At 39.0% G+C, this 23,840-nt stretch carries 22 protein-coding genes; 7 read left to right on the forward strand and 15 right to left on the reverse strand.

Going from position 1 to position 23,840, the window contains the following annotated elements; translation table 11 throughout:
* Nucleotides 1–38 precede the first annotated feature (38 nt).
* The 5 genes from ABMY35_RS15255 to ABMY35_RS15275 all read right to left on the reverse strand — a co-directional run bounded on the left by ABMY35_RS15255 (nt 39) and on the right by ABMY35_RS15275 (nt 5,847).
* Nucleotides 39–1,721: a hypothetical protein gene (locus ABMY35_RS15255; RefSeq protein ID WP_349287001.1), complete on the reverse strand. Its 1,683-nt coding sequence runs from the start codon at nt 1,719–1,721 to the stop codon at nt 39–41.
* 7 nt (nt 1,722–1,728) lie between these two features.
* Nucleotides 1,729–2,118: a DUF3192 domain-containing protein gene (locus ABMY35_RS15260; protein ID WP_349287002.1), complete on the reverse strand. Its 390-nt coding sequence runs from the start codon at nt 2,116–2,118 to the stop codon at nt 1,729–1,731.
* Nucleotides 2,119–2,186: 68 nt separating this feature from the next.
* A complete protein-coding gene (gene xni, locus ABMY35_RS15265; RefSeq protein ID WP_349287003.1) occupies nt 2,187–2,954 on the reverse strand; it encodes a flap endonuclease Xni in 768 nt (255 codons plus the stop codon).
* Nucleotides 2,951–4,291: a nucleotide 5'-monophosphate nucleosidase PpnN gene (ppnN, locus tag ABMY35_RS15270; RefSeq protein WP_349287004.1), complete on the reverse strand. Its 1,341-nt coding sequence runs from the start codon at nt 4,289–4,291 to the stop codon at nt 2,951–2,953. Before ppnN ends, xni begins: the two co-directional genes overlap by 4 nt.
* 14 nt (nt 4,292–4,305) lie before the next feature.
* Nucleotides 4,306–5,847: a GGDEF domain-containing protein gene (locus ABMY35_RS15275; protein WP_349287005.1), complete on the reverse strand. Its 1,542-nt coding sequence runs from the start codon at nt 5,845–5,847 to the stop codon at nt 4,306–4,308.
* 187 nt (nt 5,848–6,034) lie between these two features.
* Between ABMY35_RS15275 and ABMY35_RS15280 the strand changes: the two genes are divergently transcribed.
* The gene (locus tag ABMY35_RS15280; protein WP_349287006.1) at nt 6,035–7,813 is read left to right on the forward strand and encodes a PDZ domain-containing protein; all 1,779 of its coding nucleotides are present in this window, start codon (nt 6,035–6,037) and stop codon (nt 7,811–7,813) included.
* 95 nt (nt 7,814–7,908) lie between these two features.
* Here the strand turns inward: ABMY35_RS15280 and hisIE are convergent, their stop codons facing one another.
* Genes hisIE through hisG form a run of 8 tightly spaced genes read right to left on the reverse strand, consistent with a single transcriptional unit; the run spans nt 7,909 to nt 14,934 of the window.
* A complete protein-coding gene (gene hisIE / locus ABMY35_RS15285; protein WP_349287007.1) occupies nt 7,909–8,520 on the reverse strand; it encodes a bifunctional phosphoribosyl-AMP cyclohydrolase/phosphoribosyl-ATP diphosphatase HisIE in 612 nt (203 codons plus the stop codon).
* On the reverse strand, nt 8,511–9,290 hold the full coding sequence (hisF, locus tag ABMY35_RS15290) for an imidazole glycerol phosphate synthase subunit HisF (RefSeq protein WP_349287008.1): 780 nt from the start codon (nt 9,288–9,290) through the stop codon (nt 8,511–8,513). Before hisF ends, hisIE begins: the two co-directional genes overlap by 10 nt.
* A complete protein-coding gene (locus ABMY35_RS15295; RefSeq protein WP_349287009.1) occupies nt 9,272–10,006 on the reverse strand; it encodes a 1-(5-phosphoribosyl)-5-[(5-phosphoribosylamino)methylideneamino] imidazole-4-carboxamide isomerase in 735 nt (244 codons plus the stop codon). The genes hisF and ABMY35_RS15295 overlap by 19 nt, the downstream gene beginning before the upstream one ends.
* Nucleotides 10,007–10,018: 12 nt before the next feature.
* Nucleotides 10,019–10,609, reverse strand: a complete 591-nt coding sequence (gene hisH, locus ABMY35_RS15300; RefSeq protein ID WP_349287010.1) for an imidazole glycerol phosphate synthase subunit HisH — start codon at nt 10,607–10,609, stop codon at nt 10,019–10,021.
* Nucleotides 10,606–11,667: a bifunctional histidinol-phosphatase/imidazoleglycerol-phosphate dehydratase HisB gene (gene hisB, locus ABMY35_RS15305; protein ID WP_349287011.1), complete on the reverse strand. Its 1,062-nt coding sequence runs from the start codon at nt 11,665–11,667 to the stop codon at nt 10,606–10,608. Before hisB ends, hisH begins: the two co-directional genes overlap by 4 nt.
* Before the next feature lie 16 nt (nt 11,668–11,683).
* On the reverse strand, nt 11,684–12,739 hold the full coding sequence (gene hisC, locus ABMY35_RS15310) for a histidinol-phosphate transaminase (protein ID WP_349287012.1): 1,056 nt from the start codon (nt 12,737–12,739) through the stop codon (nt 11,684–11,686).
* Complete coding sequence (hisD, locus tag ABMY35_RS15315; protein ID WP_349287013.1) at nt 12,740–14,029, reverse strand: histidinol dehydrogenase; 1,290 nt, start codon at nt 14,027–14,029, stop codon at nt 12,740–12,742.
* 5 nt (nt 14,030–14,034) lie between these two features.
* A complete protein-coding gene (hisG, locus tag ABMY35_RS15320) occupies nt 14,035–14,934 on the reverse strand; it encodes an ATP phosphoribosyltransferase (protein WP_349287014.1) in 900 nt (299 codons plus the stop codon).
* A gap of 314 nt (nt 14,935–15,248) precedes the next feature.
* Here hisG and ABMY35_RS15325 point away from each other — a divergent pair, with 314 nt between their 5' ends.
* The 3 genes from ABMY35_RS15325 to tsaB all read left to right on the forward strand — a co-directional run bounded on the left by ABMY35_RS15325 (nt 15,249) and on the right by tsaB (nt 18,165).
* Nucleotides 15,249–15,476 carry a hypothetical protein gene (locus tag ABMY35_RS15325; protein ID WP_349287015.1) on the forward strand — a complete coding sequence of 76 codons (228 nt, stop codon included), beginning with the start codon at nt 15,249–15,251 and terminating at the stop codon, nt 15,474–15,476.
* An 84-nt stretch (nt 15,477–15,560) separates the two neighbouring features.
* A complete protein-coding gene (locus tag ABMY35_RS15330; RefSeq protein ID WP_349287016.1) occupies nt 15,561–17,471 on the forward strand; it encodes an ATP-dependent DNA helicase in 1,911 nt (636 codons plus the stop codon).
* 1 nt (nt 17,472) lies between these two features.
* Nucleotides 17,473–18,165 carry a tRNA (adenosine(37)-N6)-threonylcarbamoyltransferase complex dimerization subunit type 1 TsaB gene (gene tsaB, locus ABMY35_RS15335; protein WP_349287017.1) on the forward strand — a complete coding sequence of 231 codons (693 nt, stop codon included), beginning with the start codon at nt 17,473–17,475 and terminating at the stop codon, nt 18,163–18,165.
* Between the two features lie 76 nt (nt 18,166–18,241).
* Here the strand turns inward: tsaB and ABMY35_RS15340 are convergent, their stop codons facing one another.
* Nucleotides 18,242–19,501, reverse strand: a complete 1,260-nt coding sequence (locus tag ABMY35_RS15340) for an alkaline phosphatase (protein WP_349287107.1) — start codon at nt 19,499–19,501, stop codon at nt 18,242–18,244.
* Nucleotides 19,502–19,700: 199 nt separating this feature from the next.
* Between ABMY35_RS15340 and ABMY35_RS15345 the strand changes: the two genes are divergently transcribed.
* The 3 genes from ABMY35_RS15345 (at nt 19,701) to rnd (ending at nt 23,523) form a co-directional block, all read left to right on the forward strand.
* Nucleotides 19,701–20,573, forward strand: coding sequence for an alpha/beta hydrolase (locus ABMY35_RS15345; protein WP_349287018.1), 873 nt, complete (start codon nt 19,701–19,703; stop codon nt 20,571–20,573).
* Between the two features lie 118 nt (nt 20,574–20,691).
* On the forward strand, nt 20,692–22,344 hold the full coding sequence (gene fadD / locus ABMY35_RS15350; protein WP_349287019.1) for a long-chain-fatty-acid--CoA ligase FadD: 1,653 nt from the start codon (nt 20,692–20,694) through the stop codon (nt 22,342–22,344).
* 51 nt (nt 22,345–22,395) lie between these two features.
* Nucleotides 22,396–23,523: a ribonuclease D gene (gene rnd, locus ABMY35_RS15355; protein ID WP_349287020.1), complete on the forward strand. Its 1,128-nt coding sequence runs from the start codon at nt 22,396–22,398 to the stop codon at nt 23,521–23,523.
* Nucleotides 23,524–23,576: 53 nt separating this feature from the next.
* Here the strand turns inward: rnd and minE are convergent, their stop codons facing one another.
* Nucleotides 23,577–23,840: a cell division topological specificity factor MinE gene (minE, locus tag ABMY35_RS15360; protein ID WP_349287021.1), complete on the reverse strand. Its 264-nt coding sequence runs from the start codon at nt 23,838–23,840 to the stop codon at nt 23,577–23,579.

A 23,840-nucleotide genomic window follows, 5' to 3' on the forward strand; every position in this document is an offset into this window, starting at 1 on the left:
GTTTATGTTTGTCATTTATAATATTTATAGAATAAATATCACTCAATGACACAATGTGGTGATAGGTCTAGCAGAGCGACTTTGAACACATCAATATTTTCCCACTCGAAGTGTTTAAGGACATCCGTTGTGGTTTGCTTTTGCCATGGTGTTCCTAAATCAATATCGAATAATGTTGTCATTGCCAAATACTTAATAGCAACAAATTCTTTGTCGACGTCATTCAACTGACTTTTCGTCTTTGTTTCAGTATTTAACAGTGCGCGATGTGAAAATGACTCAGAAAAGTAGTTGCTCACATAATCTATTAATGAATCATGTTGGTAATCCTTTAGCCCAAATAATTGTGCAATTGAGAGCGGCTTACTCGAAAATTCATCTTCATCTAGTTGAATAAAACGCATCACTTTTTCAGGGTGCTGATGAAGTAAGAAGTAAATAAAAGCGGCGAAAGGGCAGAGGTAAAATTCAAACTTTTCGCTGTGTTTTTTACTTATTAACAAGGTGATAATTTTATTAACATGCGCGTATTTATTGATAATATCAGACGCAAATGGGTGACTAATATTTGCAATCATGGTTTCTAGTAATACACGCTGACAAAGTAAAGCTGCTGTATCTAACCCCACCATTGTTAAACTATGCCTCAAACTCCCCGCTTTTTGTCCTTGACGATTATATTGCTTAGCTGCAGTTCTAAGTGCTTGCTCTATATGTTCAAAATTAGTAACTACTTTTTCTAGTTGTTTAAAGTCAGGGTATTTAGTGTTTCCGAGCTTTGCAATAGACTCAAGGTTTTCACTGTCGTCTAAAGCTTTGACTTCGTTTTTTGGTAACTGTTCATTAAACCAAATTTTATAAAGTAGAATTGGATCACTGATAATTTGACTTCGGTAATCACCAAAGATGGGCTGAGACGTTCTAATGATCCTTCTGGCTTTATTTTCTACCATTAACGCAAGGTAATGAATATTGCCATTTTTTGCTAAAACAATACATTGCTCATTCTTATAAGACACTGACAGCCCTGAAGGGTGTGCAAAAAGCTGTGCACTTAATTCACACAGTGCATTCTGTGCGAATTCGTTATAACAGCTTAAATAGAGTGATTTTATCGCTTGATTAAGGCTAAACGTTTTTACTTTTGGTCTAGGAGTAATTGCTTTAGCAATGCGCATAGCGATTGCGACGATAATGCTGGGATTATCATAGAGGGGTATTGCATTAATACCCGTAATGGCTGAAGCATATTTATCCAAACGCGCGAGAATTCTTTGTACTTGTCCAGTGGGCACATTGCCTTTATTCAGCATTTTCACAGCGAGTGCATGTCGATTTTGAACTAACCTTTGAGCTTGTTCTGTTAGGTGTTGCCCTGCAGCAAGCTTATTAGTTTCATTTGATGTGCAAATTTGGTCAGATATAGCAGCGATTACTAATGATTCTGTGATTTCTTTATTAAACTTTAATGCGTAACAGATTGCAGTAACAAGTATGCATTGATTTACAACTAGGTTAGTTGTGTATCCTTGATGCTTTGCGTAAAAGTGAAGGTGGGCATGTAATGCGCCAGGTTGCTGACTGTAACACTGTACAAACCTTTCAGCCAGTTGCGTAATACTTGGATAAATAATAGGCCATTTTTCTTTGTTGTAGTAAAGCCTTAGAATTTGATGTGAATGCTCGAAAAGTTTTTTTAATTGTGTAGGAGATGCTTTCACGGTGGCACTATTCTCCACTTATTTTTGTATATTCAAGAGTTGCATTATCACCCCAAACTAGCAAAATACCATTTTTAAATAACAGGCCTGTACATTCGTCTTGAGTTGTAATGCCATCAGATTTAACAAGTTGTGTTCTATAGTAAACTATTTGAAAAACATCATCTTGTTGCTTAGACACATAGGTCAAGTCCGGGCTACCAAGTGTTTCAAGTACTTCCTCCAAAGGCATTAGTTCAGATTCATCAAGTTTTGAAATAAAACGGTTATTGAATGCCTCTCTATCTTGCCAGATCATAGCTTGAGGGTCATCTTTATAGAAATTGATCACTAGCATGACAATACTTGCATAAACAGCAAGGCCTAAAATTATGTATTGCAGTACTTTTTTGATCATGACAAGTCCAAGAATTAAGTCAAAGTCAGTATATCAAAGTCTTCAAGAGTTAAAACTTTCTTAGACAATTAACGGGTAACTCTCAAGTCTTGTAGATTAAACCCTAAATGTATATCTGTTCTTAATGAAACCAAGTTCTTACTAGTAATAAAATCGTCTACACCAGAGTGGATCTTTTGCTTTTCAGCGGGTTTAAGGGATTCGTAAGCTAAAATATTTTCAAAATCACCACATTGGTTTAATAGTCTTTGTGCTGTTTTTAAACCAATTCCAGCTATACCCGGTACATCGTTTGTTTTATCACCTGCCATAGCCCAAAGTTCAGTAAGTTGATGCTTTTCTACTTTGAATTTATCTCTTATCAGGTTTGTATCAATCCAGTTTTTCTTAAAATAATCGTATATTCTTATATTTTGGGTAAGGTGAGGGAAAAAGCCTTTATCTGTTGAAGCTATCACCACATTTACGTTTGCAGCAGCTGCCTTAGTTGCAAGGGTTGCAATGATATCGTCAGCCTCATCGTGATCTGGTCTATAAACGGGTATGCCAGTTTGTTCAAATGCCTTTTCAATAGTCTTCATGTTTCTAGACAAGATTTCAGGCATAGGTTTTCTTGTGACTTTATATTTGTGGTAGTAATGATACCGCCAACTTCCATCACCATCGAACACAGCTATAGCATGAGTTGCTGAAGTAAGATTTAATAACTTATTAACGGCTGAAGAAACCCGTTGAGCGGTATTATTTACAGCGGTAATATCTTCTTGGTTTGGTTCAATTGCAAAAATGCGCCGAACCAGGTTCAGCGCATCGATTAGTACTAAGGTTCTACTCATTTATTCACTACATAACAAGGCGTATATTTACTGCCAGGTAACTTCATACGGCCTTGCTCTACAAATGCTTGTAATAGGGTGTCCATTTTTTCCATTAACGATGTTTCACCATGAAGCTGGTAAGGTCCATGCTTTTTGATTTCTCTAATGCCTTCATCCTTAACATTGCCAGCTACTATACCTGAAAATGCTCTGCGCAAATCAGCTGCAAGAAGCTCTTTATTCTGATTTAAGGATAAGTTCAAATTAGCCATGTTTTCATGAGTTGGATCAAATGGCATTTGGAACTGGTGCTCAATTTTTAGCGTCCAGTTAAAATAATAAGCATCGCCCTGAGATTTTCTATATTCCCTAACCTTAGGCATAGCTTGCTTGAGAGTGACAGCAACTTTTTGTGGATCGCCAACAATCACTTCAAATTTACTTAAAGCTTCTTCACCTAGCGTATCTTCAACAAATTGGCAGATTTCTTTGAAATAATCAGCTGATGACTCAGGACCTGTTAAAATTACGGGCAGGCATTGTTTTTGATTATCAGGGTGTAACAGTATGCCTAATAAATATAGAAGCTCTTCAGCTGTACCTGCACCACCAGGAAAAATGATAATGCCATGGGCTGTTCTGACAAATGCTTCTAAACGTTTTTCGATATCGGGTAATATAACGAGCTCATTAACGATAGGGTTAGGGGGCTCTGCGGCGATAATACTTGGTTCAGTTAGGCCTAAATAACGGTTACTAGTAATACGTTGTTTTGCATGACCAATGGTTGCGCCTTTCATAGGGCCTTTCATTGCCCCAGGTCCACAGCCGGTACAAATATTTAGCCCGCGTAAGCCTAGTTCATATCCGACTTCTTTTGTGTATTTATACTCGATTTCACTGATTGAATGACCGCCCCAACAAACAATCATATTTGGATCTGTATTAACAGGTAACGAAGAGGCATTTCTGAGCATATCAAAGACCATATGGGTAATTTGTTGCTCGTCATCAGTTGGCTCATGGCGTTGATAAATAAATAACAAATCACGGATTACAGAAAATATATGCTCGTGAATACCTGTGATTATTTTTCCATCTACAAAGGCAGTTTCGGGGGGGTTGTCTAACTCAATTTTTATACCGCGCTCTCTAGCGATGAGTTTTACATCAAAATCTTGGTATTTGTCGTAGATTTCACTGCTAGAATCAGTATGACTTCCTACGTTTAACACTGCTAATACGCAGTTTCTAAAAAGTTTATACCTTTCTGTACTTGAAGAGGCTTGTAAAAGGTCGACTTCAAGCTTTGAAAGTAAATTAAGTACGCCAGTTGGATTTAGTTGGACTTGCATAGGCATTCTCCTTGTTATTTACGAATGCAAAGGCGATCTCTACCACTGTTTTTTGCTTCGTAAAGTGCATCATCAGCTCTATCAAAAGCTGCCAAAGGTGTATCACCTTTTTTAAATTGCGTTGCTCCTAAAGACACAGTTATTTGTACTTGCTTATCTTTAAACTTAAATGGAATTGCTTTAATGGTATTCCTAATCTTTTCTAATGGCGCTTTGGCATGAGTTAAAGGCATACCTGGCATTAATAGAACAAACTCTTCACCACCATAACGGGCAATAAAATCAGATTTACGTATTGCTTTCTTTAAAGCTCTAGCGATTACTTGTAGTGTTTTATCACCTGCGCTATGGCCATATTGGTCGTTGATTGATTTAAAGAAATCGACATCTATAACAACCAATGTCGTTTCATTACCATGCTGTTCGAACATGTGAAACTCTTGATTAAATCTATCATCAAAAGCTGCACGGTTAGGTAGTTTTGTTAAGCCGTCTAGCAAGCTTTTAAATTGCTGTTCTGAGAGCTTTTTCTTATAAGTATTAACTTTAGTCTCTAAAACATTAATACGTGAATTAATTTGCTCAAAACTGGCGAGTAAATCCGCTTTATCTTTTTGTTCTAATTCTTCTCGTTTGACTAAGTCTTGTCTCAAAAGCTTTAACTCACCGTCAACCAGTGCTTTTAAATCGGAAATGGATGTCGCTTTTTGCGTTTGTTCATTTAAAAGTTTAATCTTAGTCTCAATTTTTTTATTTAGACCTGAAAGCTCGGCACTCATATGCTTAGTCGAATTGGTCGTACTAAGAATAGATGCATGGAGCTCTTCTAATGTTTGATTCAGTGAAACTAAAAAACCTTGAGCAGATTGACGCTCTCTGGCAATGCTATTGGCAATTATTTCTATGATAGCAATCGCACAATCAAGTAATACATCGACTTCTGCAGACTGAGAAAGTGTCGTTTTAATATCGATGACTTCTTTAGATACATCGTCTTCGAATGTAATTTCATTGGCTAAGGTTAATAATTCACTGGCCAATTCTGGTTTTTGCACTGTTATTGGTTTTGCTGTTACGTCAGAACTTGTTTTAACGGCTAACACTTTTTGATAAATGCCAATGAGCTTCTCAAAAACTGGCAAAAATTCATAACTGACATTTACTTCAGTCAATTCATGATCTAATAAGCTACGTAGTTTGCGGCGAGTATCATCTGGGATACCTTTGAGTTTTTGTAGTTGTCTACCCGCGTCAGAAATACTGTTTGAAAGCTTTTGATGATTTTCAGCGTTTACAGATTCTTGATTTTTAAGGGATAGAGTAATGGTGTTAATAAGAGGAGCTAAATCATCAAAGCTGACGCCTTTACTAAGCGCTTGTCTAAATTTAGCCAAAAGATTATCTAGAGAAACATCTTGACCTTTACTACTCACTGCGAGCTTTGCAGCAAAATTACTCAGAGTCTGTATTTGATCTTTATGCGCATTCTCGAGCTCAGCTCGTGCTTTAACTGCTTGTTTTAGTTTTTTTTCTATTAGCGCATCTTTATTGGTCACAAATTTCGCCGTCTATAAATTCATTAACACTTTAAGTTTACAACAATTATCTCATTTTTGAAGGCAATTTGTTTGTTACATATCACAACAAACCTGATGATATGTAGTTTATCTCTTTTATTAAACTTTATAAGAGGAGTTTGTTAGTCTTTTCTTATACTTTTCTATGAATATTATAAATACCAGTATGAATAAAATTACACTCTCTCTTCTTGCTGCTTTTACAGCTTTTCCTGCATTTTCCGATGTGGAATATAAATTATCGATACATGAACCTGAGCATCATCTCGGTGATGTTAAAGTAACTTTTCCGAAAACAGCTCAAGCACATTTAGATGTGCATCTCCCAGACTGGCGCACGGGTCGCTATGAAATTTTAGACCTTGCCAATGGTATTCGTTTTTTTGATGCAAAAAGTGAAAACGGCGAAGATCTTAAATGGAAAAAGATTGATAAAAATACATGGCGCGTACATTTAAATGAGCCAACAGAAGTCAATATTTCTTACCAAGTCTATGCGAATCAATTGGGTATGCGTTCGCGCCATATTGATGATAGCCACGCATTTATTGATGCATCAGGCTTTTTTATGTTCAGTGATTCATTTAGGCAAGAGCCAGTAGCTGTAGACCTAGATGTGCCAAAAGGGTGGCGTTCAGTCTCAGGGATGGATTTCGCTGATGACAAGCATAGTTTTAAAGCGGACAACTACGATATTTTATTAGATTCTCCTATTGAAACAGGTATTAACGACTTATATAAATTTGAAGTGGATGGTCGTAAATATGAACTCGTTATTTGGGGCGAGGGTAATTACGATGTTGAATTAATGCTTTCCGACCTTAAAAAGCTTGTTAAAACAGGCAGCTTAATTTGGCATGATTATCCGTATGAACGCTATGTATTTATGGTACATGCGACTAGCGGTGCTCGTGGTGCGACAGAGCATTTAAATTCGACCATTATCCAAAGACACCGAGACTCGTTTGCTAAACGTGATGACTACATCGGCTTTATCGCAACGGCTGCGCACGAATTTATCCATACGTGGAATGTAAAAAACTACCGTCCAGCAGGCTTAGTGCCATACGATTACATTGCACCTAATTATTCTGATTTGTTGTGGTTGTCTGAAGGTTCAACCAGTTATTTAGAAAATTACTTACTATTGAGTGCAGGCATAACAACCAGTGAAGAGTTTTATAAAGATCTGAATAAAACCATTTCGCGTCACTTAAAAACACCGGGTAGAGAAGTGCAGTCAGCTGCTGAAACCAGTTTTGATAAGTGGATCAACGCTGGTGGCGATCATGGCCGTAACTTCAGTACCAATATTTACTCAGAAGGGTCATTAGTGTCACTAGCACTTGATATTGACTTACTAGACAAGAGTGAAGGTAAAGTAAGTTACAGAGATGTGCATTCAGAGCTATATAAACAGTTTAAATTACCTAAAAGCTTTAATAGCCAAGATGTTCAGAATATTTTAAAGCAAATATCTGGTCGTGATTATTCAACGTGGTGGAAAGAGAATGTTCAATCACCGCTTAGTATTGACTTTGATGCACTCCTTGCAATTGTCGGCTTAGAATATACACGTCCAGACAATAGCAAAGCTGTTGCTGGTTTGGATGTGATGGCAAAGTCTAATGGCGAGCTACTTATTTTAAATCATGTAGCGAGAGAAAGCTCTGCTTGGCAAGGAGGTTTAACCGCCGGTGATAAATTGGTAGCTTTAGATGGACGCCAAGTACGTAAATCATTAAAAGAGACGTTGGCTTTGTTTGAGCCTGGGCAAGAAGTTTCAGTGAGCTTTATTAGGCGTCATCAACTCATGACCACAACAGTAAAGCTTACATCTGACTTTGATAAACCTAAAAAAGTGAAAGCAGTTAAAGCACCGACTGAACGTCAGGCTAAATTGTATAAAGCTTGGACGGGTGTAGCACATCCAAATGAGATCTAATTTTCATTTTTAAAAGTAATAAAAAAGCCCAAGTTATTTATAATCACTTGGGCTTTATATTTTTCGATGAATTAATTAACCAGAGCTCAGGTTAATTATTTATGACGCTGCTCAAGTGTATCAATCACATCTTTTAAGTTTAACTCGCTACGTTGCAATAAAACCGTTAGGTGATAAAGCAAGTCTGCAGACTCATTAAGCAATTCTTCTTTGTCGTTTTTCATTGCGGCTAGTGCGACTTCAACACCTTCCTCGCCCACTTTTTGACAACTACGGCTCAAGTCTTTTGCAAACAATGACGCTGTATAACTTGATGCTGGATCTGCATCTTTACGTTCAACAATCACATTCTCAAGCTCAGCTAAAAAAGCTAAGTTAGGTTTTGCATCACCAAAGCAACTTGTTGTGCCTAAGTGGCAGGTTGGGCCTTTAGGGCTGGCAAACACTAAGATAGAGTCAAAGTCACAGTCTGTGTATGCTGACACAAGCTCTAAATAGTTTTCTGAGGTTTCACCTTTAGTCCATAAACGCTGTTTAGAGCGAGAATAAAAGGTGACTAGACCTTTATCAAAAGTCATTTCAATGGCCGCTTGGTCCATAAAACCTTGCATCAGAATTTGGCCGGTTGCTGCATCTTGAATAATCGCAGGCAGCATATCGGACTTTTTAAAATCAAGTTTTGATAAGTTTTCTTTGGTTAGTTGCATAATCTCGCTGCGACCCCATTGTTTGTTAGGTATTGTTTAAGTTCGTTTATGTCGATGACGTTTTTGTGGAATACGCTTGCTGCAAGAGCACCGTCTACTTGGCTTTGCTCAAATACATCAACAAAGTCCTGCATGGTACCTGCACCGCCAGATGCGATAAGCGGCACGTCACAAATTGCTCTAATTTCAGATAATTGCTTATTGTCGTAGCCTTTACGCACACCGTCTTGGTTCATGCAGTTTAAAACAATTTCACCAGCGCCTAAATCTTGCACACGTTTAACCCATTCTTGTGTTTTATAACGAGTTCTTGAAGACGCATTTGGATCGCCAGTGAGCTGATAAACAAGATATTGATCTGTTTGAGCGTCATAAAAACTGTCGATACCGACGACAACACATTGTTTACCAAACTCATCGTGCAATTCTTTAATGAGTTCAGGTCTGTGTATTGCGGGGCTATTGATACTGATTTTATCAGCTCCACTTTCAAGCACTTTTGCTGCATCTGCAACAGACTTAATACCACCAGCGACACAAAACGGAATGTCGATGTGACGGGCGATTTGCTTTACCCAAGTGACATCTAATAAACGTTTTTCTACACTGGCAGAAATTTCATAGAACACCAGCTCATCAGCACCGGCTTTACTGTAAAGCTCAGCGAGTTCAAGAATGTCACCGACAACTTCGTGACCTTTAAACTTAACGCCTTTTACTACTTGACCATTTTTTACATCAAGGCAAGGAATTATGCGTTTTGATAACATGCAAGTGCCTCCTCAACTGTAAAAGCGCCATCAAGAAGAGATTTACCTAATATGACACCGCCTACACCAATTTCAGCGAGTCGTTTAATGTCTTCCAAAGAGCTTACCCCACCAGAGGCTTGTACTTTTATGTTGTTATTGTGTGCAACGATTTCTTCATATAGGGCAAAAGAGGGGCCAGTCATTGTGCCGTCTTTACTGATGTCCGTGCATAAAAAGTCAACAACTCCTAATTCCACATAAAAGTCGAGTAGGGTGAATAGGTCTTTGTCGGCATCGCTTAACCAACCGTGTGTTGCAGGTGCCCAACCAGATTCTGTTCTGTTCACATCCAGTGCAATGACAAATTTTTCAGGGCCAAACTCTTTGATCCACTCTGCAACTTGCGTTTGTTGATCTACGGCCATTGACCCAATAACAACTTGAGCCGCGCCAGCTTCAATCCATTGTTTTACATCTTCATATCTGCGTACGCCGCCACCGACTTGGTAAGGAACGTTTAATTCTTTTGTTGCTGCTTGAATTTGTTGCCACTGTTTCTTTTGCGGATCACGAGCGCCTTCTAAATCTACTAAATGTAATTTTTCTGCGCCTGAATTCTGATAGGCAAGCAGACGTTCATCTAATTCAAATGGATAGAACTGGGCTGTGTCGTATTTACCTTGGTAGAGGCGAACAATTTGATTTTGTAGTACATCTAAAGCTGGAATTATCATGTTAACCTCTGTCTATATATTCCAATTTAAAAAATTTGTTAAAAGCTTTGCGCCGACTTGTGCACTTTTTTCAGGGTGAAATTGCATCCCTGCGTAGTTGTCTTTACAGACGATGGCAGAAAAGGTTTGACCATATTCGCCAGATGCTAAGGTGAAGTCATTCACACTGTGTGCAAAGCTATGCACAAAGTACACTTGGTCTTGGGCAGTGACTCCCTGCGTAAGCGCGTGAGGTTTTTCAATTACCAAATTATTCCAGCCCATGTGCGGTGCAGTTAAATTTCCTACTTCAAGCTCAGTTACAGCACCAGGGATCTTGTTCATGCAGTTAACGTCACCTTCAGAAGTCTTTTCACACAAAAGCTGCATACCTAAACATATGCCCATTAATGGCTTTTGATATTCATCGATGGCTTGCTGCCAACCATTATCAAGTAAACGCTTCATGGCAACAGATGCGTGGCCAACACCAGGCAAAATTGCTCTGTCAAATTGTGCTAATTGTTCAGGGTCTGTAATAATTTCTGGATTAGCGCCTAGGCGGTCAAACGCAAAACGCACAGAATTAATATTGGCACAGCCTGTGTTTATAATGGCTATCATAAACACCCCTTAGAGCTTGCCGTTAATTGGCTCGCATCTTTTTGTATTGCCACACGTAATGCTCTTGAAAAAGCTTTAAATAAACCTTCTACCTGGTGGTGACAATTGCCCTCTGATACAGACAAGATCAAACTCACAGCTGCATTATCAGAAAACGACTTAAAGAAGTGCTCAACCATTTGTACATCTAAATCTCCAACTTTTTCACGAGAGAAATCAGCATTAAGTGAAAATGAGGCGCGGCCTGATAAATCAATCTGACATTCAGCTTTGCATTCATCCATTGGCAGTGCAAAACCATAGCGGTTAATTTGCGTTTTAGTACCAAGAGCTTGTTTTACAACTTGGCCAAGCGCGATACCGATGTCTTCAACCAAGTGGTGCTCGTCTATGTGTAAGTCGCCAGAGGCTTTAATATTAAGGTAGATATTGGCGTGGGTTCTTATTTGATCCAACATGTGATCAAAAAAACCTAAGCCTGTAGAAATTTCTCCGCTTACGCCTCGGTCAAGATTAACTGCAACATCAATTTGTGTTTCTTTGGTGTTTCGAGTTACTGATGCTTCACGATTCTGAGTGGTTAATTGAGTAACAATTTGCGGCCAGTCACCTTCGTAAAGAATACCTTGAATACACAAGTTATCAGCAAGACCTAAATCAGTTTGACGGTCGCCAATGACATAAGATTTAGCAAGGTCGACTTTTCCTGAACGCATTAATTCTGTAAGTAAACCTGTTTTAGGTTTTCGACAATTACAGTTGTCTTCATCGAAGTGTGGGCAGATCAATACGTCATCGAACTTAATCCCTTGTGATGAAAAAATTTCCATCATCTTGTCTTGTGCGATATCGAAGTCTGCGGTTGGAAAGCTATCAGTGCCTAAGCCATCTTGGTTAGACACCATGACTAAACGATAACCTGCAGCTTGAAGTTGTAATAGCGCAGGGATAACATTTGGCAGTAGTACCAACTTTTCAAGGCTGTCGACTTGTTTATCCGTGATTGGCTCATCAATTAAGGTGCCGTCTCGGTCGATAAATAGATACGGTTGACTCATTTTTATTCCTTACTACTTAGAGGCCATTCAGCCAGTCGGTGACTTGTTGTAATTCTTGCTCTGTGCCGATTGAAATTCTGATCCAATCATCTTGGTCGAATAATACAAATGGGCGCATGATCAAACCTGATTGCATGGCTACATCAATGGCTGCTTTGTCTTTTAAACGGATAGTGACAAAGTTTGCATAGCTGTCTAAAACAGTGATTACTTGTTTATTGTTTTTAAGCGCTATTGAAAGCTCAGCTTTCGCTGCGTTTAAAATTTGCACTTGGCGTTTTACTTGAGTGATGGCATCTTTACTTAATGCTTGTGCTGCAATCGCAGCAACCACAGTCGAAACTGGGTAAGGTGCGATGACCTTTCTGACAACATTCAATAATTCGTTGTTAGAAAGCATGAAACCCGTTCTTAAACCCGCTAAAGCAAAAGCTTTAGACAGCGTTCTCAAAACAACCACATTCTTGAAATCTTGTAACAGACTCACAGAAGAATATGCTTCACAAAATTCAATATAGGCTTCATCTACTACAACAATGGCCTTACCAGATAACTCATCCGCAATTTCAGCAATTTTCTCAACAGGTAAAATTGCGCCGGTTGGATTATTTGGATTACAGATAAAGACCAGTTTTGATTGCGCACACGCTTCGCTAATTGCGGCTTTATCGTCATTAATGAGTTGCTCTTGGCTCAATACATTTAATGCGACATTGTGTGTATCAGCCGTGACTTTATACATGCCGTAAGTTGGTGCAAAAATGCTGATTGAATCTTTTCCCGGCTCGCAGAAAGTTCTAACTAACAGCTCAATTCCTTCGTCAGCACCGCGTGTCATTAATACATTTTCTTCGCTTACACCTGCATAATCAGCGTATGCCTCAATCACTGCTTGCGGTTGTGGATCAGGATAACGATTCAAGTTATCTAGACTTACGTCAAAAGTTTTAGCATATGGGCTTTCATTGGCATTTAACCAAGTTGAGCCCGTTAGTTTCATGCTTTTAGCTGAGCTATACGCTTTTAGCTCATTGATGTTCTTTGGTAACAGCGTGGTGATCACATCACTCATTTACAAGTTCTCCAAACGCACTTTAACGGCATTGGCGTGTGCGTCTAATCCTTCTGCATCAGCAAGCGGCAAAATCGCTTTGCTTAAATTCACTAAACCCGAAGGGGTAATACTTTGCACAGTATATGTCCTATAGAAGTCCATTAAATTAAGACTTGAGAAGACTTTACTGTAGCCATAAGTTGGTAATACGTGATTTGTGCCAGAGGCATAGTCCCCCGCAGATTCAGGCGTATAATCACCAACAAACACTGAGCCTGCATTTTTAACTAACCCGACATATTGGTCGGCTTGGTCAATTTGTAAAATAAGGTGTTCAGGACCATATTTGGCAGAAACGTCAAACGCCTGTGCAATGTCATCGACTAATATCAAGGCACTGTTCTCTAGCGCCTCACGTGCGATATCTGCACGAGATAAGGTTTCAAGCTGAAGCTCAATTTGCTGCTTTGTTAGGGCAATGATTTCTTCAGAGTTACACACAAGTAAAACTTGAGAGTCTCGTCCGTGCTCTGCCTGAGAGAGTAAATCAGCGGCGATAAAAGCTGGGTTTGCACGCTCATCAGCAATGACCATAACTTCAGAAGGGCCTGCAGGCATATCAATCGCAAACCCAGGAACAGACTGACTCAGCAGTTGTTTTGCCATGGTCACATAACTGTTACCGGGGCCAAATACTTTGTTTACTTTAGGAACCGACTCGGTGCCATACGCCATGGCGGCGATAACACCAGCGCCACCACTTTCAACGATAGTGGTGATCCCGCAAAGCTTAGCTGCATATAAAATGGCAGGGTGGATGCGCTCATTACCATTTACTGGCGTTGCTAATACTACAGTTTTGGCGCCTGATAGCTGTGCACATACGCCTTGCATTAAAACAGAGGAAGGCAGTGGCGCACTGCCACCTGGTACATAAAGACCAATAGCATCGATGGCTTCAAATTTTAATTCACACACCACGCCCGGTGCGGTTTCAATCTTTTTAGACACCGGTTGTTGCTGTTGGTGAAACGCTTTGATGTTGCTATAAGCTAAATCAATGGCTTGTTTTAAAGACGGTTCAAGCAAGCCTTCACTTTGCGCTATTTCTTCGCTCGGCACACGTAAACGAGGTTGTTCACGTTTGTCGAACTTTTTAGCAAACTCAAGTAATGCGTTGTCACCGTTTGCAATGACATCATCAATAATCGCTTGTGTTTGCTTCTCAATCGACTCACTAGCTGTGACCGCAGGTCTTTCTAGAATTGCAGCCTGTGCTGATTGAGAACCCTCATTCCACTTAAACACAGTTGTTACTCCATCATTTTTTCAATTGGCATGACGAGGATAGAGTTTGCACCAAGTGCTTTTAGCTCTTCCATGGTTTCCCAGAATAATGTCTCGCTACTTACCATGTGTAGCGCCACATAATCGTCTGAGCCAGCAAGTGATAGTAGGGTAGGTTGACCAGTACCAGGCAGTAGTTCACACACTTCAGTTAATTTTGCTTTAGGCGCGTGTAGCATGATGTACTTGCTTTCTTTAGCTTGTTTAACACCTTTTAAGCGCGGCATTAATTTATTGATTAGTGCAAGCTTATCTTCATCGTTCAGTTTTGGGTTTTGAATAAGGCATGCATTTGATTCAAGAATAGTATCACCCTGCATTAAGCCGTTTGCTTCAAGGGTTGCGCCAGTAGAAACGAGATCACAGATTGCATCAGCAAGTCCAGCACGAGGAGCGACTTCTACAGAGCCGGTTAGCATTACCGCGCTTGCGTTAATGCCTTCACGTTTTAGGTAGCCTTTTAAAATTTCAGGGTAAGTTGTTGCAATACGCTTGCCTTCAAACCATGACTTTTCTTGTGGACCAAGCTCTTGTGGCCATGCAAGTGCAAGGCGGCAATAGCCAAAATCTAACTTAGACAGTTTCAGTACTTCAGAATATTGGTTTAGACTTTGACGCTCAGCTTGTGTTTCTTCAAGTACATTTTCGCCAACGATACCTAGGTCACATACACCGTCCATTACAAGACCTGGAATATCGTCATCACGAACACGTAAAACATCGATAGGCATATTGGTTGAGTGTGCAATTAAGCGTTGTTCACGCAGGTTTAATTTAACACCTAGTTGCTTGAGAAGTTCTTGGCAATCTTTTGAAAGTCTGCCTGATTTTTGAATTGCGATTCTTAAACGATTGTTAGTACTCATAATTTATATCCTTTGTTCTAAAACGAAAAACCCCGAGGGAACCTCGGGGCGATATAAATTCTGAGTTGAGTCGCCGGGAGGTTCCTTTTAGGAATAACCCACCAGCGAAATACCTGACAGGCTATTCGGGTGTATGATGGTGATGATGAATAGTTGTCAGTGTAATAAACATGTAAATTCTCTTAATCAATTTTGATAACGTAATTAGAAGAACATATTTTACGGTTTCAGTGCAACTAAAAATTTGATTTTTTTAAAGTATAAATTATAACGGTCGATAATAAGGAGTAGGTACAAGCTTGCAGGAGGATATAATGGATGCATTTAAGTTATTGTTAAATAACATAATTAGGCTTGAGGTGTCACATAAGCCGACTTTCTATGTTGCAGGTGTTATCGATAATAAAGTTGAAAAAATAAAACTCGATAAAGCCAAAAAAGAAGACGTAAAAAGAAAATCCAATGAGCAATCACCCAATAAAAAGCAAAAACAAAATGAAAACGACAAAGATGAGGGTAATCATTTAGATGTATGGGCGTAACAGATTAGTTATGTTTTCGAACACTCGGTTGCTCATCTAAACACTAAACCGTACAATTGCAAAAAACACTGTTGTAGTCACTTCTTGCAAATTAAAACGCTTTTTTCAGAATCAGGTCCATTAGCTTTAAATATTCCTGGATATAAACCAAGACAGCCTCAAATTGATATGGCTGAGATGGTGCATGCCGCAATAGAAAATAAATCTCAATGTGTAGTCGAGGCAGGAACAGGTACCGGTAAAACATTCGCGTATTTAATTCCAGTGTTACTCAGCGAAAAAAAATCGATCATTACTACTGGCTCTAAAGCACTACAAGAGCAGCTTTATCATCGAGACTTGCCGCAACTTACTAAAATTCTGAATAAAGGTCGAAAAGTTGCCCTATTAAAAGGGCGTGCAAATTATCTTTGTACCTATCGACTTGAGCAGCATGTCGCACATGTGCCAACCGATGACCCTGATGTGATGCATCAACTAGCCATGGTTGCAAAGTTTGCCTCTCAAACTAATACGGGTGATTTAGCCGATTGTGTTGGAATTGAAGAAGATGCCAAAGTATTACCTTATGTAAACTCAACGGCGGATAACTGTTTAGGCAAGGAGTGTCCTGATTACGCTGAATGCTACATTAGAAAAGCACGTATTAAAGCCATGGAGGCAGATATTGTTGTGATAAATCATCACTTATTTTTTGCTGATATGGCGGTGAAAGATTCAGGCTTTGCAGAGCTTATGCCGGACGCTGACAATTATATTTTTGATGAAGCACACCAAATTCCAGAAATAGCCAGTGATTATTTTGGCGACAGCATAAGCACCAAACAGCTGGTGGCTTTAATCAACGATCTGCGTTTAATCTACCGCTCTGATATTCCAGACATGTTGCAATTGGGTAATACACTCAATAAGTTAGAAACGGCAGTTGCCGATCTTCGACTCGCTTTTGCAGGTGAGAGTTCAAGAGGAGATTGGCGAGAATCTTTAACTAGCAAAACCATTTGTGATGCGTTGCACCGTGTCATTTCCGATCTAGATTTCTTATATAAAGTTTTAAAACTCTGCCTTGATAGAAGCGACAAAATTGAGCATCCATTTGAAAAGGTATTGCAGTTCAAAAATCAATTAGAGCGTGCATTTGACACCACACAAACGGGTTACAGCTATTGGTACGAGACAACTAGACGCTTTTTAACGATCAATATCACACCTTTAAACGTCGCAAATAAATTCAAAGAAATTATAGAGCGTACGCAAGCGAGTTTTACGTTCGCGTCAGCGACCTTGTCAGTAAATGATTCGTTAGATCATTTTAATAAGAGTTTGGGCTTAAAACCTAAGCAACAACTATTGGTCGAAAGTCCCTTTGATTATGAAAATCAGGCGGTGTTATGCATGCCTAGATATTTACCTGAAACAAGTGACGATATGATGCCACATAGCCTGGTAAAACTCGCCAAAGAGCTTATAAAAGCGGCAAAAGGGCGGACATTTTTACTTTTCACCAGTTACAGAGTCATGCACTTAGTTTACGAGGGGTTAAGTACTGCTACTGAATATCCTGTGTTTATGCAGGGACAATCGTCTAAGCGGATCATTCTAGAACAGTTTATTCGACACGGAAATGCGGTATTGATGGGCACAGCTTCTTTTTGGGAAGGGGTTGATGTTCGTGGTGATGCACTCAGTTGTGTGTTAATTGATAAACTGCCTTTTACATCACCTGACGATCCATTATTACAAGCTAGAATGAAAGATTGTGAATTGACCGGTGGTGAGCCTTTTGAAGACATTCAATTACCCCAAGCAATCATTAATCTTAAACAAGGTGTCGGTCGCTTAATTCGAGATCACAGTGATAAAGGTGTACTTGTCATTTGCGATAACCGTCTAGTTACGCGAAAATATGGGCAGACATTTTTACAAAGCTTACCTAATATGCGCCGCACAAGAGATTTTCAAAGCGCATTACAGTTTTTAGAGAACATAGAATAATATGACTTATAATCTATTAGCTTTAGATGCTTCAACTGAAGCGCTAAGTATTGCCATTCAATTTAATGGTCAAACAGTTAAACATTTTGAAGTTTGTCCTCAGCAACATAGCCAAAAAGTGTTGCCTTTAGTTTCTGAGTTATTAGACAAAGCAGGTTGTAAGTTACAAGATTTAGATGGCATTGTATTTGGTCGCGGACCGGGCAGTTTTACTGGTGTCCGTATTAGTGTTGCGATCGCGCAGGGGCTGGCTTACGGTGCAAACCTTCCGCTGGTGGGGGTTTCAACACTACAGGCAATGGCTCAACAAGCATTGGAAGAAAAAGAACTAGATTCAGTCGTTACGGGTATCGATGCGAGAATGGGCGAGATTTATTTCGCTCATTATTTCAAATCTGAAACAGGGCTAGCTGAATTACACATAGATGAAAATGAAGTGGTGTGTGCGCCAGCTGATTTACCTGAATCAATTAAAGGCATAACTGCGGTAGGAACTGCATGGGAACCTTATGCTGAGCAAGCCGCTGAATTAAATTTAGATGTCATCTCTGAAATTACCTTACCTGATGCCGCGTATATGCTAAAAATTGCAGAAGTTGAGTTTGTTAAAGGTAACACAGTTCAAGCTGCCGATGCGCAGCCTCATTATGTCAGAGATACGGTAACTTGGAAAAAGCTGCCTGGTAGAGAATAAATCCCGCTATCACGCTTAAATATTTAAAAGCCAGAACAGTGTTCTGGCTTTTTAAAACTGATTATTTATCTATAAATTACTTTTCGATAAAGTGAATTAGTTTTTCTGCAATTTGAGTGTTGTTCTGTGACCCTATAAATTGTTCATAGCCTTTGCCGTAAGCAAATACTTGTACATCGATTGCAGTATGACCGCTTGTCGTCCAGCCAGTATAAGTCGCTGTATTAATGACTTTATTGATGGCTTTGTAAAGCGCTTCATCACCGTCTTTTTTAGCTTTTGATAGCGAAGCTAAATTGTCTTTACTAAGCGCTAAACTTGTATGTTGAGACCAAGCAGTTTTTAAATCATCGGCTTCAAGTAGTGACTTAGTTATCGTCATAACAGACGAATTTACTTTCTTCACCTCATCTGGTAGCCAAGTGTATTTACCATTCGCACCTAAGGTTAAACCGCCCGTAGAATGGTCGGCGGTTACAACTAATAACGTGTCGGGGTTTTGGTCAACATATGCTTTGGCAAGTTCAATTGATTTGGCAAAGTCGTGCATTTCTTTCATGGCACATGCAATATCATTTGCGTGACCGCACCAATCAATTTGGCTGCCTTCTAGCATGATAAAGAAACCTTTATCATTGTTTTTAGATATTAAATCTAAAGATTTAAACGTCATTTTTTCTAAGCGGTTTGGATTCTCATCGATTGCGTGAGGAAACGCTTTGTCAGCAAATAGACCCAGTGCTGGTAATTGTTCAATTTGATTTAATTTTTGCCAATCAGACGTATATTGATAACCCGCTTTTTCAAACTCTTTAATTAAGTTTCTGTCGCTGCGTTTAAAATATTGCACGCCACCACCAAGCATTAAATCGACGGGTAGCTTTCCTGCAATTTTTATGTCGAAGTAATCATCAGCGATCTCATCATAGTTACGACGAGATTCGTTATGTGCTGCGAAACTCGCTGGTGTAGCGTGGTTTATTTGTGAAGTAGATACTAAACCAGTACGCATACCTTTTTCTTTGGCTACTTGAAGCATGGTTTTCAAAGGTTTTTTATGTGTGTCGACCGCAATTGCACCATTATAGGTTTTAGTAGCAGTACTAAGTGCTGTTGCACCTGCTGCACTGTCAGTGACATAAGTATCATCGTCAGGGTAGGTGTGTGCCATACCAACAAGGATTTGGTCAAATATAGTGGGTTCTACTACTTTGGTATTTTGGTTGTCAGAATAATAACGATATGCAGTGGTAAAAGCTGGGCCCATACCATCACCAATCATGTAAATAATATTCTTTGGTGCTTCGGTAGCAAATGCATGACTACCAAAAGCCATTAAGCACGATGTTGTTAATGCGCTCATCGCGTACTTCATATAAGTTCCTTATTTCTTCCCGTGTGAACAGATAGTTATCTAGCTATAACACTCGATTATTAATGAGTAGTATTTAGCTATTATTTACTGATATTTTTTGCTTTTAAATCTAAGTAAGGTAAAGATATTACCAGTTAAGTGTTTTTTAAATAATGAAAATATGACAAGTAGCGAAAAAAATACGTTTAAAGCTTTAAGGCAGCTTGGTTTATCGGGAAAGGTTAAAGGAAGTGGTAAAAACTTGATTATCTGCCTTCATGGTTGGTTAGATAACTGCAATAGTTTTGCTCCGATCTTCGCTGAGGGTTTGAATACGCTTGACTACACTTGGCTTGCAATTGATTTGCCAGGGCATGGAGAATCTCACTGGAAAAGTCATGATGCCCACTATTATTTTATTGATTATGTTTATGACTTGAAAAGACTAATTGAAGAGCTTGATTTCAATAAAGTTTTCTTAGTGGGCCACTCAATGGGTGCCATGATCTGTAATCTATATTCCGCCTGTTATCCTGAACGCATTGCAGCTATGAGTTTGATTGATGGAATAGGGATAGTCACAACCAAACCGAGCGATACAAAACAGCAGTTATTAAACGCTTTTAAACAAAGAAAGAAGTCATCTGAGAGTTTGGAAAGCAAATCGTTTAGAAGTTTTGATGATGTTGTAAAGACAAGAATGAAGGTTTCAGAATTAGATTATGATAACGCCGAACTTTTGATGAAACGAAATACGGAATTTGTAGAACAAGGCGTTAAACTTAAAACTGATCCACGTTTAAAGCAACATTCAGGTTTCAGGTTCTCTACAGCACAAGCTTTGTCTTGTTTAGATGGTATTAAAACCCCAACACTGTTTATAAAAGCAGAGCAGGGGTACCCCATGATAGATGCTCAGCTAAAATTATTTAGAGATTGTTTTCAAAATTTGACGGTATCTGTTATGCCTGGAGGTCATCACTGCCATATGGAAAATGCAGCGCAAACTTTACAAACAATTTCATCTCATTTCGACGCATATAATGAATCTTGATTGTACATTGAAGAGAAATGTGGGAATATCGGTAAATTAGAGTTTTTGCTCAATTGTTAAAGTGCCTTAGATAGATTAAGGTTAATATTAAAATAAGAACGATAAACGAGGAGTTACTGTGGATAAAATTTGGTTAAAGCGTTACCCAAAAGGTATGCCTGAAACAATTGATCCAGAGCACTACAACTCACTGCTTGAATTATTTGACAAAAGTTTTACTGAGTACGCGTCTTTACCTGCGTACAGCAATATGTCAAAAACGATGACATATCAACAAGTTGATATTGCAACAAAAGCAGTTGCTAGCTATCTACAAAATACATTAGGGTTAGGTCGAGGCGATAAGGTTGCGGTGATGATGCCGAACTTATTGCAAACACCAATTAGTATTTTAGGTGTACTTCGTGCCGGTTGTACCGTAGTGAATGTAAACCCTTTATACACAGCGCGAGAATTAGAGCATCAGTTGAATGACTCTGAAACTAAAGCCATTTTTATTCTTGCAAACTTTGCTAATACGCTTGAAAGCGTGATTGGTAAGACAAACGTTAAACATGTTGTACTTACACAAATTGGCGACATGTTGGGCGGGGTTAAGAAGCATTTAGTTAACTTCGTTGTTAAGCGCGTGAAAAAGATGGTCCCGCCATTTTCATTACCAAATGCTATTCCTTTTAATGAAGTCGTTAGTGCTGATCCGAATGCGTATAAAGCACCAGATATTCATAGAGATGACTTAGCATTTTTGCAATATACGGGTGGTACTACTGGTGTATCTAAAGGTGCAATGCTTTCACATGGCAATATGGTGGGTAACCTAGAGCAAGTTTCAGGCTGTTTAGACAATGTACTAGACAAAGGAAAAGAAGTTGTTATTACGGCACTCCCGCTTTACCACATTTTCGCATTAACAGCAAACTGCTTAACATTTATGAAGTATGGTGGTCATAATATCTTAATTACCAATCCACGTGATATGGCTGGGTTTGTTAAAGAATTAGCTAAGTACCCGTTCACTGCTATCACAGGGGTTAATACCTTATTTAATGGCTTGTTGAATACTCCTGGATTTTCTGATTTAGACTTTTCTAAGTTGAAAATGTCGCTAGGTGGCGGTATGGCTGTTCAACGCCCTGTGGCAGAAAAGTGGCAAGCAGTTACCAAGAGCAAACTAATGGAAGGTTATGGTCTAACAGAGTGTGCACCGCTTGTAACAATCTGCCCATATGACTTAGATGGTTACAATGGTTCAATCGGTTTACCTGCTCCGAGTACTGAACTTAAGATTATTCTTGAAAACGGCGAAGAAGCACCTAAAGGTGAGGCCGGTGAGCTTTGCGTTAAAGGCCCACAGGTCATGCAAGGTTACTATAATCGTCCAGAAGCTACTGCAGAGTGTCTTAAGGATGGTTGGTTTGCTACGGGTGATATCGCAACTTACGATGACGAAGGTTTCTTCTACATCGTTGACCGTAAAAAAGATATGATCTTAGTGTCTGGTTTCAATGTGTTCCCTAACGAAATCGAAGAAATTGTTGCCATGCATGATGGTGTGCTTGAAGTTGCTGCCATTGGTGTACCGCATGAAGTTAGTGGTGAACAAGTTAAAGTATTTGTCGTTAAAAAAGACCCATCCTTAACAGAAAAAGATATAATCAATCATTGTCGAGATAATTTGACCAATTATAAAGTACCTAAACTAGTAGAGTTCCGTGACGAGTTACCAAAAACTAACGTCGGAAAAATTCTAAGGCGTGCTTTAAAAGATTGATAAAAACCGGCGAAAGCCGGTTTTTTTATAACCCAAGGCTTAGGAGTGAAAGTGCAGTACCAAGTCATTACAGAGCAACAACAATTAGATCAATTTGTAAAAGCGATTGGTGACGCCACTATGTTGGCATTAGATACAGAGTTCATGCGTCGTCGTACTTTATACCCTGAAGTTGCACTAATCCAAGTTTTCGACGGACAAAACTTAGCATTAATAGATCCATTAGCAGCGTTAGATTATTCTGATTTTTGGGATATTTTGAAATCAGCTGATGTATTAAAAATACTTCATTCACCGTCTGAAGACATTGAAGTGTTCAATAACTTCGCTGGTTTTGTACCAACGCCTATGTTCGATACTCAATTCGCTTTGCAATTATTAGGTGAAGGTAATTGTGTTGGTTTTGCAAATATGGTTAAGCAAATCCTTAAAATAGAGATTGATAAAAGTGAATCAAGGACAAACTGGTTACAGAGGCCATTGACAACGAAGCAATTAGATTATGCAGCCAGTGATGTGTTTTATCTGTTGCCATGTTTTGAGCATATTTATAAGCAAATCTCTGAAAAGGGTTTAACCCATATTGTACTTGAAGAAAGCCAATTGGTTATTGAGAAACGTTCTTACGAATTACCAGATGAATTACTTTACCAAGATATTAAAAATGCGTGGCAACTTAAACCGCGAGATTTAGCTGCTTTAAAACTGCTTGCGCCGTGGAGAAGGAGTAAAGCTAAAAATAAAAATTTAGCTTTGAATTTTGTTTTAAAAGAACAAAATATGGTTGAGATAGCAAGGCGCCGGCCTACTAGCCTTTCTTCTTTGAGAAATATTCCTGGTGTAGAGGCGATGGAAGTAAATCGCTCTGGTAAAGAAATTCTAAACCTCATCGAGCAGGCGAAATCAGTCGATATAGAAGCATGTCCTGAGAAATTACTTCGCTTGATTGATTACCCACAATACAAAAGAGCTGCAAAAGACATTGCAACTAAAATAAAGCAAGTGGCTTCGACCACAGAAATTCCTGCTGACGTATTTGCTTCAAAAAAACAAATTAATCAATTGATCAGTTGGAAATGGAAACACACTGATGAAGCAAGGAGTTTATTAATTAGGCCAGAACTACTTAAATCTTGGCGATGGGAGTTTTTAAAAGACGTTCTTGCTGAATGGCAATAGTTAAAGTTTGTCGATGAAAATAAAAAAGCCTAGGCATTGCCTAGGCTTTTTTATTAAGGCTTTTCGTCATCAGGTAATGTAACGTTAAGTTCAAGAACTGCTAAATCATCTTCATTTTGTTCAAATTGGACGTTTACAGCATCAGAGTCGACCTTCACGTACTTTCTAATAACATCTAGAATATCTTGCTTTAATTGTGGCAAGTAATCAGGCGTGCCGCGTTTTGAGCGTTCATGTGCAACGATAATTTGAAGTCGCTCTTTAGCCAGCGAAGCGCTTGATTTCTTTTCTGAACGAAAATAATCGAGTAATGACAT

Source organism: Pseudoalteromonas sp. BZB3, from assembly GCF_040104455.1.
Lineage (GTDB): Bacteria > Pseudomonadota > Gammaproteobacteria > Enterobacterales > Alteromonadaceae > Pseudoalteromonas.

Coding starts and splice junctions, on each gene's coding strand:
- ABMY35_RS15260 (WP_349287002.1), bottom strand. CDS start 2,118: ATGATCAAAAAAGTACTGCAATACATAATTTTAGGCCTTGCTGTTTAT.
- xni (WP_349287003.1), bottom strand. CDS start 2,954: ATGAGTAGAACCTTAGTACTAATCGATGCGCTGAACCTGGTTCGGCGC.
- ppnN (WP_349287004.1), bottom strand. CDS start 4,291: ATGCAAGTCCAACTAAATCCAACTGGCGTACTTAATTTACTTTCAAAG.
- ABMY35_RS15280 (WP_349287006.1), top strand. CDS start 6,035: ATGAATAAAATTACACTCTCTCTTCTTGCTGCTTTTACAGCTTTTCCT.
- hisIE (WP_349287007.1), bottom strand. CDS start 8,520: ATGCAACTAACCAAAGAAAACTTATCAAAACTTGATTTTAAAAAGTCC.
- hisF (WP_349287008.1), bottom strand. CDS start 9,290: ATGTTATCAAAACGCATAATTCCTTGCCTTGATGTAAAAAATGGTCAA.
- ABMY35_RS15295 (WP_349287009.1), bottom strand. CDS start 10,006: ATGATAATTCCAGCTTTAGATGTACTACAAAATCAAATTGTTCGCCTC.
- hisH (WP_349287010.1), bottom strand. CDS start 10,609: ATGATAGCCATTATAAACACAGGCTGTGCCAATATTAATTCTGTGCGT.
- hisB (WP_349287011.1), bottom strand. CDS start 11,667: ATGAGTCAACCGTATCTATTTATCGACCGAGACGGCACCTTAATTGAT.
- hisC (WP_349287012.1), bottom strand. CDS start 12,739: ATGAGTGATGTGATCACCACGCTGTTACCAAAGAACATCAATGAGCTA.
- hisG (WP_349287014.1), bottom strand. CDS start 14,934: ATGAGTACTAACAATCGTTTAAGAATCGCAATTCAAAAATCAGGCAGA.
- ABMY35_RS15325 (WP_349287015.1), top strand. CDS start 15,249: ATGGATGCATTTAAGTTATTGTTAAATAACATAATTAGGCTTGAGGTG.
- tsaB (WP_349287017.1), top strand. CDS start 17,473: ATGACTTATAATCTATTAGCTTTAGATGCTTCAACTGAAGCGCTAAGT.
- ABMY35_RS15340 (WP_349287107.1), bottom strand. CDS start 19,501: ATGGCTTTTGGTAGTCATGCATTTGCTACCGAAGCACCAAAGAATATT.
- ABMY35_RS15345 (WP_349287018.1), top strand. CDS start 19,701: ATGACAAGTAGCGAAAAAAATACGTTTAAAGCTTTAAGGCAGCTTGGT.
- minE (WP_349287021.1), bottom strand. CDS start 23,840: ATGTCATTACTCGATTATTTTCGTTCAGAAAAGAAATCAAGCGCTTCG.